The following is a 12231-nucleotide window of genomic DNA, read 5'->3' on the forward strand; positions in this document are numbered from 1 at the left end:
CATGCGCCGCCACATCCTTGCGACAAGCCTCTTCCTTCTGGCGACCGCCTTTCCTTCTTTGGCCGCCGGCGATTGCCACGACCCAGTCATCTCCATCGATGCCGACGGGCAGGCGGAATTCATCTCCCCCGACCGCGACGTCACGCGCGACATGGAGAGCTTCTATGGGGCGTCGCCGGGGCCAGGCTCGATCCTCGTTGTCGATGCTCGCACCCGTCGGGGCACATGGATCGCACCGACAGATCTACCGGGGGTCCTGGCGGGGTTCGGGGCGGAAAGCGATGGGTTTGTCTACGCGGGCCCGAGCCACTGCCTGCCCCCCGGCTTGCCCGTGGATCTGCCGGACCCGAAGCGCTCGCCGGAGGAGCTTCCGCCCGGAAAGCTGCCGATCGAGCTTTTCCCCGGTATCGAGCCGCAGTCCGGCCTTTGGCAGGCGCGTCTCGGCGACACCCGGCTCGATGGCTGCCCGGCCCTGCTGCAGCAGGCCTTTCCGGCATCGCCCGGCGCGTTGCCTGCAGAATGGCTGGCGCCGCGAAAACTCGAATTCGAGAAGCCGTTCCATCCCGACCAGCTCGAAATGACCGGCCGCCTTTCGGCGGAAGGCCTGAGCCGGATTGCCTGGCGCAGTGCCGGAGAAAATGCCTGGACGACCGATGTCTTTCCGGAGCTTTTCGGCGAGATTCCCGCAGGGCAGGGGGCGGGCAGCAAGCTGACCTGGCAGCTCACCTTGAAGAGCGCGAGCGAGATCGAACACCTCTCGACCCTCGAGATCGTCCTGCCCAGGGAAGCTGCGGCCGTGCTGGGCGGGAGCGGCAACTGCCGCATGGTCAGTCGCAACCACTGGGTCAGGGTCTCGGATTGACCGGAACGGCCGGAAGCCGCCAACACAAGGGGCGGCGGGAGACGGCGGGAACCATGCGGCACCCCGCCGAAGATCGCCCGCAGCAGGCTTGAAAGCCGGCCGCTCCGCACCGGCCTGGGAAGCGCCATCCAACCTTCTCGTCGCTCGCGCACCGTGACGACGGGATGACAACGGGCGGCCGGGGCAGCAAAGCGCTTGAGCAGACGCCGCCCCGTCCCATGGCGAACAACCGTTGTCCCGCAGCCGAAACCCGAACCCCTCCGCGACACGCGCAAGGCAGCACACCGCAAGCCCGAATCCGGAGTGCACCCAACTATCGGCCTCGGCGCGGCGAGGTCGGAAAAAACGCTCCGCTTGCTTTCAGGCCTGGTCGCCCATGCGGACGAAACGCAAAGAAGGAAGAAAGTGGCTGGGGAACCTGGATTCGAACCAGGACTAACGGAGTCAGAGTCCGTGGGTCTACCGTTAACCTATTCCCCAACGTGCCGGCGCCGGTTTTTCCGGGGCAGCGGGCGGCTTATAACCAATTCGTGCGGCGGATGCAAACACCCTGAGCGGTTTTTTTGAGGGATGTCCACTCTCGCCGGTTTTGCCCTCCGGGACGCGCCCGTTTGGCCGTTTTCGGCAGTGGATCGCGGACGCATCCCGTGCCCGGGTCGCCAAGGCCGGAGCAGCGTGGCCGGGGATGAAGGCGGGGCGGGGCGCGCCGGCGCCTGGGTCGGCGTCGGGGGCTTTCGGTTAAAAAAGGCTTTTGCCTTCCGGCGGCCGCTTTGCTACTCTCGGGACAACGACAAACCGTGACGCGCGATGCGGGGCGCAAAAGCCCGCCGCGCATGACAGGACACACAGTGACAGACCTTCGGGACGGCGACAGGCCAAACGCGGGGGTACCACTGGCAGGTGATGAGCCGTCTGAACGCGCCGCGAAGGCTGCGACCGGCGGCAGGGAGCGGAAGCGCGGCCAAGCCGCGTCTTCAGGCTCCGGTTCCGATGGCGCGCCATCGCAACAGGGTCCCGCCAGCGACTCCGCGAGCAACAGGTCCGGCCTCGGGCCGGGTGGCCGCCGCAGGCGGCGGCGCAGGAAATCCGCGCGCAAATCCGACACCGGACCGGCCGCTTCCTCCAGCGCGGAAGCGGGCGGCTGTGCAGCCGAGGGCGGTCCGGCAGGCTCCGGGCCGCGGGGCGGCTCGGCGGGCGAGGGCTGCGAGGAGCGTGGCCACGGCCAACGCAAGCGCCGCCGCCGCCGCGGCAAGTCCGGCCGGGAGATCCAGGGCCGGCCGCTGACCCCGCAGAAGGTTCCCCATGAACGGCCCGCGGGCGCGGCACCCGCCGAGGCATCGGTGCAGGCCGCCGGGCCATCCCGGGCTTCAAGCCACGCCAATGCCGCATCGGCGCCGGCGCAGGCCCCGGTCGCGCATGCGCGCCGGCAGGCCGACGATCTCTACGCCGCGCTCGATCTCGGCACCAACAATTGCCGCCTGCTGATCGCCCAGCCGACCCGGCCGGGGCAGTTCCGCGTGGTCGACGCGTTTTCCCGCATCGTCCGGCTCGGCGAGGGGCTTGATGCTGCAGGCCGGCTCTCCGACGAGGCCATGGACCGCGCCGTCGAGGCGCTCAAGATCTGCGCCGGCAAGCTCAAGAACCGCCCGGTCCGGCGCCACCGGCTGATCGCCACCGAGGCTTGCCGCCAGGCCTCCAACGGCCTGGCTTTCCTGGAGCGGGTCGAGGCGGAAACCGGGCTCAGGCTCGAAGTGGTCACCCGCGAGACCGAGGCGCGTCTGGCGGTGGCCGGCTGCTCGTCGCTGGTCGGGCGCGACACCGACGGGCTGGTGCTGTTCGACATCGGCGGCGGCTCGTCCGAGATCGCCATGATCGACCTGACCGAGAACCGCTCCAACCGGTTGGCCGATCACATCAAGGCCTGGACCTCGCTGCCGGTCGGCGTCGTCACCCTGTCGGAGCGCCATGGCGGCTGCCTGGTCACGCCCGAAGTGTTCGCGGCGATGGTCGAGGAGGTCGATGCCATGCTCGCCCGCTTCAGCCCGCCGGACCTGCCGGCCTTCTCCGGGCGCGGCAACCGCCGGATCCATCTCTTGGGCACCTCCGGCACGGTGACCACGCTTGCGGGCCTGCATCTCGACCTGCCGCGCTACGACCGGCGCAAGGTCGATGGCTTGTGGCTCTCGAATGGCGAGGTCGACCGCATGCTCGACCGGCTGCTGTCGTGGGATTTCGAGGCGCGGGCGGCCAATCCCTGCATCGGCGCCGATCGGGCCGACCTGGTGCTTGCCGGCTGCGCGATCCTGCAGTCGATCCGCAAGCGCTGGCCGTCGGAGCGCATGCGCGTGGCCGATCGCGGCCTGCGCGAAGGCCTGCTCAACGAAATGATGGCGTCAGACGGCGCCTGGCGCCGGGCCGGGCGGAACTACCGGTTCCGCACCCAGCGCCAAACGGCAGGGGACCAGCCATGACCCGTCCACCCTCCGGCCCCACCGGCCGCAAGCTCGGGCAGAAGGTCAAGAAGGGCAAGCTCAAGGCGTCCTCGCGGCGCTGGATCGAGCGGCACCTGAACGATCCTTACGTGCAGCAGGCCAAGCAGGAAGGCTATCGCTCGCGCGCCGTCTACAAGCTGCTCGAGATCGACGAGAAGCACCACATCCTCGACAAGGCGCGGCGCATCATCGATCTGGGCGCCGCTCCCGGCGGCTGGTCGCAGATCTCCGCGCGGGTGACCGGGTCGACCGATGCGGACGCGAAGGTGGTCGCCATCGACTTTCTCGAGATGGACGGTCTGCCGGGCGTGAAATTCCTGCAGATGGACTTCCTCGACGACGCGGCGCCGCAGGCGCTCAAGGATGCGCTCGGCGGCGCGCCCGANNNNGGCCCAGTTGCATCCGACATGGCAGCCCCCACCACCGGCCACCAGCGCACCGATCATTTGCGAACCATGCATCTGTGCGAGGTGGCGGCGCATTTCGCGATCGAGGTGCTGGCGCCGGGCGGCCATTTCCTGGCCAAGACCTTCCAGGGCGGCACCGAGAACGAGTTGCTCACCCTGCTCAAGCAGAACTTCAAGTCGGTCTCGCACATCAAGCCGCCATCCTCGCGCGCCGAATCGGTCGAGATGTTCGTGCTCGCCAAGGGCTTCAAGGGCCGCGACTGATCGTTGCCGATTGGCCGGTGATCAGTTGCGCACCGGCGAGGCAGCGCGCGGGCCCGCGCGCTCGATGCCATGGCCGGAGACGGCTTCGCCGGCGTTTGGCGGCAGCTTCAGGAACGGGATGATCGCCAGCGCCGTGATCGCGGCGATGATGAAGAAGGCCGCATGGAAGGCGCCGAGCGTGAGTTCCCCGCCATTGTAGCTGCTGACGACGTCGAGAATGCCGCCCGCCAGCGCCACGCCGATGGCGATCGACACCTGCTGCAGCGCCGAGGTGATCGATGAGGCCTGCGCCGCTTCCGCCTCGCCGATTTCGGCGAAGGTGAGCGCATTGGCGGAGGTGAAGAACATCGAGCGCACCAGCCCGCCCAGGAACAGGATGGTCATGATCACGAGCACGGGTGTCAGCGGCGTGAAGACCCCGTTGATCGCGATCGAGACCGCAGCACCGGCGGCGGCGACCAGAAGCGTGCGGCGGAAGCCGCCGGACTTGAGCACCCGGCGGATGACGAATTTCATCACGATCGCGCCGGCGGCCGAGGCGAAGGTGATCATGCCCGACTGGAACGGCGACATGCCGAAGCCGAGCTGCAGCATCAAGGGCAAAAGGAACGGCACCGCGCCCGCGCCGATGCGGAACAGGTTGGCCCCCATCAGCGACAGCGCGAAGGTGCGGTTCGAAAACAGTTTTGGGTCGAGCAGCGGCCGCGGGTGCCGCCGGGCATGGCCGAGATAGGCAACCAGGCAGGCGATGCCCGCAACTGTTGCGGCGAGCCCCCAGACCGGCGGCAGCACCGGCAGGCTGATCACCGACAGCCCGAAGACGATGCCGGAGGCCGCGGCCCCCGAGAGCAGGAAGCCGACCCAGTCGACCCGGCCCGTCGGCCGGCCGTCATCCTTCGGCAGCACCGTGAGCGCGAAGACGATGCCGGCGAGCCCGATCGGGATATTGATCAGGAAGATCCAGTGCCAGGTCAGGAACGTCGTCAGGAAACCGCCCACCGGCGGGCCCACCAGCGGCCCGATCAGCGCCGGGATGGTAAGCCAGGCCATGGCGCTGACCAACTCGGATTTCTCGGTCGAGCGCAACAGCACCAGCCGCCCGACCGGCGTCATCATCGCCCCGCCCATGCCCTGGAGGAAGCGAGAGACCACGAATTCGACGAGGCTGCCCGAGGCGGCGCAGGCGATCGAGCCCACCAGGAACACGCCGATGGCGATCGCGAAGATCCGCCGCGCGCCGAACCGGTCGGCCATCCAGCCGGAGATCGGGATGAACACCGCGAGCGACACCAGATAGGCCGTCAGCGCCAGCTTGAGCGCGATCGGGCTGGTGTTGATGTCGGCGGCGATCGCCGGCAGGGCGGTTGCGATCACGGTCGAATCCATCTGTTCCATAAACAGGGCGACGGCCAGAACGAGGGGGATGCGGCGATTCACGAGTGTCATCCGGTGGGCGGGCACGGCTCTTTTTCGCCTTTTGCGGCCCCCGGTCAAGCACCCGCCGGGCAAAAGCCGCTGCCGCATCGTTTCCGATCGGTTGACGCAATGTCCATCGCAGCCGGGCGCATGCGTGCATTGCCCGCTGCTCGGTTCGCCCTAGATTCCGTATTCCGGATCAACAGGAGGGAATTCGGCATGCATCTATCGAGACGTTCCATCTTCCGGCTGTCGCTCGCCGGTGCCACCTCGCTTGCGGCACCGCAGATTCTCGTGCGTGCGGCGCAGGCCGAGGTGCCGATGGCCGCCACCAGGCCGGCGGCCTTCAAGCGCTTCACACTCGGCGATTTCGAGATCACCGTGCTCTCGGACGGCCACCGCATCGTGCCCGATCCGCGCAAGATCTTCGGCACCGACCAGAGCGAGGAGGATGTGCGCGCGCTGCTCGACAGCAACTACCTGCCCGTCGACAAGATGCAGTTCACCTTCGCGCCGACGCTCGTCAACACCGGCGAGGAGCTGGTGCTGTTCGACACCGGCAACGGCGAGGGCGGCCGGGAGGGCGGCGTGGGCCGCACCTTGGCCAATCTCGAGGCGTCCGGCTACAATCCGGGCCAGGTCACCGTCGTGGTGCTGACGCATCTGCATGGCGATCATGTCGGCGGGCTGATGGAAGGCGACCAGCCGGCCTTCCCGAATGCGCGCTATGTCACCGGCCAGGTCGAATATGATTTCTGGACCTCGGGAGACCGCATCGGCACCGGCGCCGAGAACGGCCACAAGACGGTGATGACCAAGGTCGCGCCGCTGGCCGAAAAGATGAGCTTCGTGAAGGACGGCGACAGCGTGGTCTCCGGTATCACCGCCATGGCGGCCTTCGGCCACACGCCGGGCCACATGATCTATGCGCTCGAATCGGGCGGGCGCAAGCTGCTGCTGACCGCCGATACCGCCAATCATTTCGTGCTGTCGCTGCAGCGGCCGGACTGGGAGGTGGTGTTCGACACCGACAAGGCGATGGCCGCCAAGACCCGCAAGGCCGTGTTCGACATGATCGCCACCGACCGGCTGCCCTTCATCGGCTATCACATGCCGTTTCCTTCGGTCGGCTTCGTCGAAAAGGCCGCCGAAGGCTACCGTTTCATCCCCGAGACCTACCAGCTCGATCTGTGAGCTGCGGTTTCGGACCAGCGTGAGAGCCAGAACCCGGGCAGCGATGCCCGGGTTTTGTCGCTCTGCGGCCTGGTGATCGGGGACGAAGTTTGCACTGCGGCAAAATTCAGGGGCCAATCACGATTGCGGCTTTCCCAAGCCGAGGAAGCGTGGTACTTGCCGCTGCCAACGCATGATACCCCAATCGAAAGCGGGTAGCCCAAGGGCCGCCCCGAACAGACGGAACCGACAGGCGATGGCGACTATAATCCAATCCATTACCGGCGTTGAGGCGCTGACTTTTGACGACGTGCTGCTGCAGCCCGGCCACTCCGAGGTCATGCCCGGCCAGGTCGATATCGCCACCCGCATCGCCCGCGATTTCGATTTGAACCTGCCCATCATCTCGTCCGCCATGGACACCGTGACCGAGGCGCGCCTCGCCATCGCCATGGCCCAGGCAGGCGGCATCGGCGTCATTCACCGCAACCTGACACCGGAAGAACAGGCCGAGCAGGTGCGCCAGGTCAAGAAGTTCGAAAGCGGCATGGTGGTCAATCCGGTCACCATCACCCCCGACGCCACGCTGTCCGAAGCGCTCGCGCTGATGAAGGCGCATGGCATTTCCGGCATTCCGGTGGTCGAGCATCGCGGCGGCCCGTCCGATCCGGGTCATCTGGTCGGCATTCTCACCAACCGCGACGTGCGCTTCGCCTCCGATCCGAACCAGAAGATCCGCGAACTGATGACCCATGAGAACCTGGTCACGGTCAAGGAAAGCGTCGAGCAGGGCGAAGCCAAGCGGCTGTTGCACACCCACCGCATCGAAAAGCTGGTGGTGGTCGACGGCCAGGGCCGCTGCGTCGGCCTCATCACGGTCAAGGACATCGAGAAGTCGCAGCTCAACCCGAATGCCTCCAAGGACGAGCAGGGCCGGCTGCGTGCCGCTGCCGCCACCTCGGTCGGCGAGGACGGGTTCGAGCGCGCCGAGCGGCTGATCGCGGCCGGCGTCGACCTTCTGGTGATCGACACGGCGCATGGCCATTCGCAGCGCGTCCTCGATGCCGTCACCCGCGCCAAGAAACTGTCGAACTCCGTGCGCATCATGGCCGGCAACGTCGCCACCGCGGAAGGCACCAAGGCGCTGATCGATGCGGGCGCGGACGCCGTCAAGGTGGGCATCGGCCCGGGCTCGATCTGCACCACGCGCATTGTCGCCGGCGTCGGCGTGCCGCAGCTGTCGGCCATCATGAGCGCGGTCGACGAAGCCGCCAAGCACGGCATTCCGGTGATCGCCGACGGCGGCATCAAATATTCGGGCGACCTTGCCAAGGCGATCGCCGCCGGCGCATCCGCGGTCATGGTCGGCTCGCTGCTCGCCGGCACCGACGAAAGCCCGGGCGAGGTCTATCTGCACCAGGGCCGCTCCTTCAAGGCCTATCGCGGCATGGGGTCGGTCGGCGCCATGGCGCGCGGCTCGGCGGACCGCTATTTCCAGGCCGAGGTGCGCGACACGCTCAAGCTGGTGCCGGAAGGCATCGAGGGCCAGGTGCCCTACAAGGGCCCGGTCTCGGGCGTGCTGCACCAGCTCGCCGGCGGCCTCAAGGCGGCCATGGGCTATGTCGGCGCGCCGGACCTCAAGAACTTCCACGAGCGGGCGACCTTCGTGCGCATTTCCGGGGCAGGTCTGCGCGAAAGCCACACCCACGATGTCACCATCACCCGTGAGAGCCCGAACTACCCCGGCGCGATGTGATGAAACGGCTCTGGCCGGGCTGGCTGTTGTGTCTGGCGACAGTCGGCCTGGTCGCCCACATGGTGCTTGTTTCGGTCCCCGAAATCAGCGCCCTGCTGGGCGGGCTGGCGCTGCCGGATACGGTGCCGCTCGGCTATGACGTCACGGGCGCGCAGGCGCTGCATGCGGCCTTTGCCGCGGATTTTGCCGAAGCGGCGGCCGCGGGACGGCAAAGCGCTTCGGCCGCCTATGTGGCGCTGCATGCCGGGCAGGATCTCGCCGCCCCGCCGCTGATCGCCGCAAGCCTGGCGTTTCTCGCATTCGCCTCGGCGTTTTCGGGTGGAACCTGGGTCCATCCCTCGCGTCCGGGCGGCATCGCCATCGGCCTGGTGCTGGCGCTGGCCTTCAGCTATCTCGCCAGCGATTTTCTGGAAAACGCGATTGCCGACGCGCTTTTCGGCCCCGCCGCGATGCAGGCGGGTTTCAACCCGTCGCTTGCGGCGGTGCTCAAGGTCATGACCATCGGCAAGTTCGCAACCCTGATCCTGGCGGGGGTGCTCATCGCAGGCCTGTGGGGTGCCCGCTGGAAACGCGCCCGCGCCTGAGGGCCGCCCGATCTTTCAGAGATAAAATGTCCAGCCGGTGGCGGCCGGCGCATCCGGTCGCGTTTCGTCCTGGGCATAGGCGGCGAGCACCCAGCTTCCGGCCGTCTCCCGGGCTTCGCCTGCGCCGGCCTTCGCCGTGTCGTCGGCGACAGCCCCTGCAACGGCGTCTGTGGCTCCGTCCCCGGCGGGCGGCGTCTCGCCGGTCGCATCGGCCTTGCCCGAATGCGCGCCCGCGCGTTCGATCGCGATCTTCGCCTTAGCGAGGTCGGCCTCCTGCTCCGTCGCCGCTTCGGCAAGGGCGCGGGTGTCGGTCAGCGTGTCGAAGGCCTTGGCGAGCTTGAGGTCGTCTTGGTCCTCGTCCTTGGTCTCCTGATCGACCTCATCATAGGGCTTGACGTCCTCGATGTCGCGTTGGGTTTCTTCGGCCGATCGCAGGCCCTTGGTCGCATCCTCGAGCCGCTGGCGCACCTTGCTGCCCTCTTCGCCGGCCAGCGCGTCGGAAATGATCGCGGTGAGCTTGTTGCTCTCCTTTCCGCCGGGGTCGGCAAAGGCTTCGAGGATTTCCTTGGCGCTCATGCCCTTGAGGTCGAAGCCGACCATCTGTTCGAGATAGCGGGTGATGGTGCGGTCGGTGCTCAGCACGTCCAGGTCCAGCGTCATCAGCATCCGGGTGGCGGTCGCCTGGATCGATTGCCGGCCCTCGGTATAGTCCGCGAGCGAGGCCTTGAGGCCTTGGCGGACATCGCCGTCCATTTCCTCGAGACTGTCGGTCAGCGCGGCACTGGCGTGCGGCGTCTCGGTGTCCGGCGCGTCCGGATTTTCCGCGGCGCCAATCTGCTTGTCCATGTACTGGACCAGGGCGTTGAAGATCTTCGCCTGCACCTCGCTCGCCCGCTGGTGGTCGCCGAAGTAGAAGTCGTTCAGCTTCTGGGTCGACCGGGTGTCGTAGGCCGGTGTCACGGCAACATTGGGCATGCCGTCGTCACCCGGCGTTCCCGGTTGCAGCCCGCGTTCCTGATCGCTGACGATCGACTGCATGATGGAAAGGGCCGGGCTCAATGCCGTGGTGGCGGTCGGCAGCATCATGATCTCGTTCCGAAAATCGATAAGACAATTGCGGAAGTCTGCCACCGGGGTGGTTAGGATCCGGTAAATGACCCCGGCGGCCGGCGCTCCAGGCCTGCGGGTCGGACCTTGTGATCCGCGCCGATCCCCTCTAGGTTCAGCAACTCCTTAATGAACGGAACTGCCCCATCCATGACCCCTTCGCTCGCAATCTTCTGGCCGATACTGGGCCAGGTTCTCCTGACCTATGCCATCTATGTGCTGATGTCGCGCAGGCGGATGAGCGCGATCAAGGCGGGAAAGGCCAGGGCCTCCGATTTCAAGGTGCCCTCGGTCGAGCCGGAACCGAGTGCCACCGCCGCGCGCGCCCTCGTCAACCAGTTCGAGCTGCCGGTGCTGTTTTATGCGGCCTGCCTGTCGCTCTATGTGACCGGCGGGGCAGGGACGGTCGCGGTGGTGGTGGCCTGGGCCTTCGTCGCCGCCCGCGCCGTCCATGCCTATGTGCACGTGACCTCCAACACGGTGATGCTGCGCCGCCGGCTGTTCATCGCAAGCCTTGCCGTCAACTGCGTGCAGTGGTTGCTGCTGGCCGTGCATATCGCGACCGCCTGACGCCGGAATTCCTCCGGTCGCAGCCCCGGCCTACCAGGCCGGCACTGCGGCAATGTCGGTCCGGTTCCGGCTTTCCCGCCGCGACGACGACCCCGCCATCGCCGACATCGGCTTTTCCTCCGTCGCCACCGGCGTGATGTTGTCGAGGCTTGCCGCGATATGGCCGCAGATGGCGTTGACCAGCGCGGTCGGCGCGCCGGGGCGCTTCATCAGGCCGATCTGTGCCGGCTGCAGCGCGGGGAACCCTTCGGCGGGCGAGAGAATCCGCATGCCGGGCCGCACCGCGCATTCGGGCAGCAGCGACACCGCGAGCCCCGACAGCACCGCCGAGGCCACCACGGTTGCCGACCAGCTGGTGAACAGCACCTGGTAGTCGCGCCCGGCGGAATCGAGCGCGGTGCAGGCCAGGTTGCGCCAGGCGCAGGAGCGGCGCCCGACCGCGAGCGGGACGATCGGGTCCTCGTGCACGGTGTGGTTCATGGAGGTCACCCAGTAGAGCGGCTCGGTGCGCACCACTTCGGAGGTCCGCTCGCGCGGATTGTGGGTCACCAGCGCGACATCGAGTTCGCCGCGAGCGAGCCTGGCGGCGAGTTCGATCGAGGGCTCGCATTCGATATAGAGTTCCACATTCGGATTGGTCTTGGCGAAACGGGCGATGATGCCGGGCATGTAGCGGTCGGCATAGTCGTCGGGCGTACCGATCCGGATCGAGCCTTCCAACTGATGGTCGTCGAAGGCGGCGATGGTTTCGTTGTTGAGCCGGATGATGCGCCGCGCATAGCCGAGCATCCGCTCACCATCCTCGCTCAGCCGGTTGAGCCGGCCGTCGCGGACGAACAGCGTCTTGCCGACCCGCTCCTCCAGCCGCCGCATCTGCATCGATACCGCGCTCTGGGTCTTGAACACCTTGTCGGCGGCCCGGGTGAAACTGCCGGTGTCGACGATGGCAACGAAGGTCTGCAACTGATCGATATCAAGGGGCGCGGCCATGGGGGCATCCTATCAAAAGTCCTGATGATAAAGATTAGAAACATTCGCTGGTATGATCAATCGGTTTTTGCGACAGAGATCGCGCACAGACGGTTCCGCGCCGACCGCCCTCTTCATTCGGCGCTGCTTTCGAGGACATTACAATGAACGCCCGTAATCTTGCTGCCGCCCGGGCGCCCAGCTCCATCAGTGTTGGTCCGGGTTTCCTGCATCTCGTGTCTGCCGTTGCCGCGCGGACCACGGCACTGGCACGCGCGCTGTTCAACCGACGCCAGCTGGGGAAACTCCACGAGCTTTCGGATCATGAATTGTGCGATATCGGGCTGACCCGCGACGACCTGCATTTCAACCGGTCGTTTCCCTTCAGCGCCGACCCGACCGCCGAGATCGCCCGCCGCGCGCGGCGCAATACCCTTCGCTGACCGCGCCTTTTGAAGGTTCCCCCGCGGGATGCCGCCCTGTATCCCGCATTTCCCCGGCCGCGCGCCGCTCCCCGAGAGCCGCCCGGCCGGGTTTTTTGTGCGCCCGCGCGGGGCAGGCCGCGCGCGGGAGGTGCAGCGCCGCGCATCCGTCCGGATACGCAAAGGACACTGTAAAACCTTGAATGAAT

General features: G+C 67.1%; 11 protein-coding genes, 1 tRNA gene and 1 pseudogene. 9 read left to right on the top strand and 4 right to left on the bottom strand.

What is annotated here, in order from left to right; all coding sequences use genetic code 11:
* The first annotated feature begins 1 nt into the window (after position 1).
* The gene (locus AWJ14_RS14225) at positions 2–862 is read left to right on the top strand and encodes a hypothetical protein (RefSeq protein ID WP_066180358.1); all 861 of its coding nucleotides are present in this window, start codon (positions 2–4) and stop codon (positions 860–862) included.
* A 406-nt stretch (positions 863–1268) separates the two neighbouring features.
* Here AWJ14_RS14225 and AWJ14_RS14230 read toward each other — a convergent pair.
* Positions 1269–1342, bottom strand: a tRNA-Gln gene (locus AWJ14_RS14230).
* Between the two features lie 353 nt (positions 1343–1695).
* Here AWJ14_RS14230 and AWJ14_RS14235 point away from each other — a divergent pair.
* From AWJ14_RS14235 to AWJ14_RS22865, 3 genes and pseudogenes are all read left to right on the top strand, one after another.
* Positions 1696–3333 carry a Ppx/GppA phosphatase family protein gene (locus AWJ14_RS14235; protein WP_066180660.1) on the top strand — a complete coding sequence of 546 codons (1638 nt, stop codon included), beginning with the start codon at positions 1696–1698 and terminating at the stop codon, positions 3331–3333.
* The coding region (locus tag AWJ14_RS22860; protein ID WP_245304283.1) for an RlmE family RNA methyltransferase at positions 3330–3739 on the top strand (410 nt) is incomplete at its 3' end. The genes AWJ14_RS14235 and AWJ14_RS22860, both read left to right, overlap by 4 nt.
* Positions 3740–3743: 4 nt before the next feature.
* Positions 3744–4025: pseudogene (locus AWJ14_RS22865) on the top strand (SAM-dependent methyltransferase); the annotation flags it as partial.
* A 21-nt stretch (positions 4026–4046) separates the two neighbouring features.
* Here AWJ14_RS22865 and AWJ14_RS14245 read toward each other — a convergent pair.
* Positions 4047–5462, bottom strand: a complete 1416-nt coding sequence (locus AWJ14_RS14245) for an MFS transporter (RefSeq protein ID WP_066180663.1) — start codon at positions 5460–5462, stop codon at positions 4047–4049.
* A 198-nt stretch (positions 5463–5660) separates the two neighbouring features.
* On the opposite strand from AWJ14_RS14245, the gene AWJ14_RS14250 reads away from it, so the two are divergent.
* The 3 genes from AWJ14_RS14250 (at position 5661) to AWJ14_RS14260 (ending at position 8954) form a co-directional block, all read left to right on the top strand.
* Positions 5661–6635: an MBL fold metallo-hydrolase gene (locus tag AWJ14_RS14250; protein ID WP_066180363.1), complete on the top strand. Its 975-nt coding sequence runs from the start codon at positions 5661–5663 to the stop codon at positions 6633–6635.
* A gap of 235 nt (positions 6636–6870) precedes the next feature.
* Positions 6871–8370: an IMP dehydrogenase gene (guaB, locus tag AWJ14_RS14255; protein ID WP_066180365.1), complete on the top strand. Its 1500-nt coding sequence runs from the start codon at positions 6871–6873 to the stop codon at positions 8368–8370.
* A complete protein-coding gene (locus AWJ14_RS14260; RefSeq protein ID WP_066180368.1) occupies positions 8370–8954 on the top strand; it encodes a hypothetical protein in 585 nt (194 codons plus the stop codon). The genes guaB and AWJ14_RS14260 overlap by 1 nt, the downstream gene beginning before the upstream one ends.
* A gap of 15 nt (positions 8955–8969) precedes the next feature.
* Here AWJ14_RS14260 and AWJ14_RS14265 read toward each other — a convergent pair whose 3' ends face one another.
* The gene (locus tag AWJ14_RS14265; protein WP_066180370.1) at positions 8970–10040 is read right to left on the bottom strand and encodes a hypothetical protein; all 1071 of its coding nucleotides are present in this window, start codon (positions 10038–10040) and stop codon (positions 8970–8972) included.
* Positions 10041–10211: 171 nt separating this feature from the next.
* Between AWJ14_RS14265 and AWJ14_RS14270 the strand changes: the two genes are divergently transcribed.
* On the top strand, positions 10212–10631 hold the full coding sequence (locus tag AWJ14_RS14270; RefSeq protein WP_066180372.1) for an MAPEG family protein: 420 nt from the start codon (positions 10212–10214) through the stop codon (positions 10629–10631).
* A gap of 30 nt (positions 10632–10661) precedes the next feature.
* Here AWJ14_RS14270 and AWJ14_RS14275 read toward each other — a convergent pair whose 3' ends face one another.
* Positions 10662–11621: a LysR substrate-binding domain-containing protein gene (locus tag AWJ14_RS14275; RefSeq protein WP_066180374.1), complete on the bottom strand. Its 960-nt coding sequence runs from the start codon at positions 11619–11621 to the stop codon at positions 10662–10664.
* 143 nt (positions 11622–11764) lie between these two features.
* Here AWJ14_RS14275 and AWJ14_RS14280 point away from each other — a divergent pair, with 143 nt between their 5' ends.
* A complete protein-coding gene (locus AWJ14_RS14280; protein ID WP_066180376.1) occupies positions 11765–12043 on the top strand; it encodes a DUF1127 domain-containing protein in 279 nt (92 codons plus the stop codon).
* Positions 12044–12231: the final 188 nt, after the last annotated feature.

This window comes from Parahoeflea olei (assembly GCF_001703635.1).
GTDB lineage: Bacteria > Pseudomonadota > Alphaproteobacteria > Rhizobiales > Rhizobiaceae > Hoeflea > Hoeflea olei.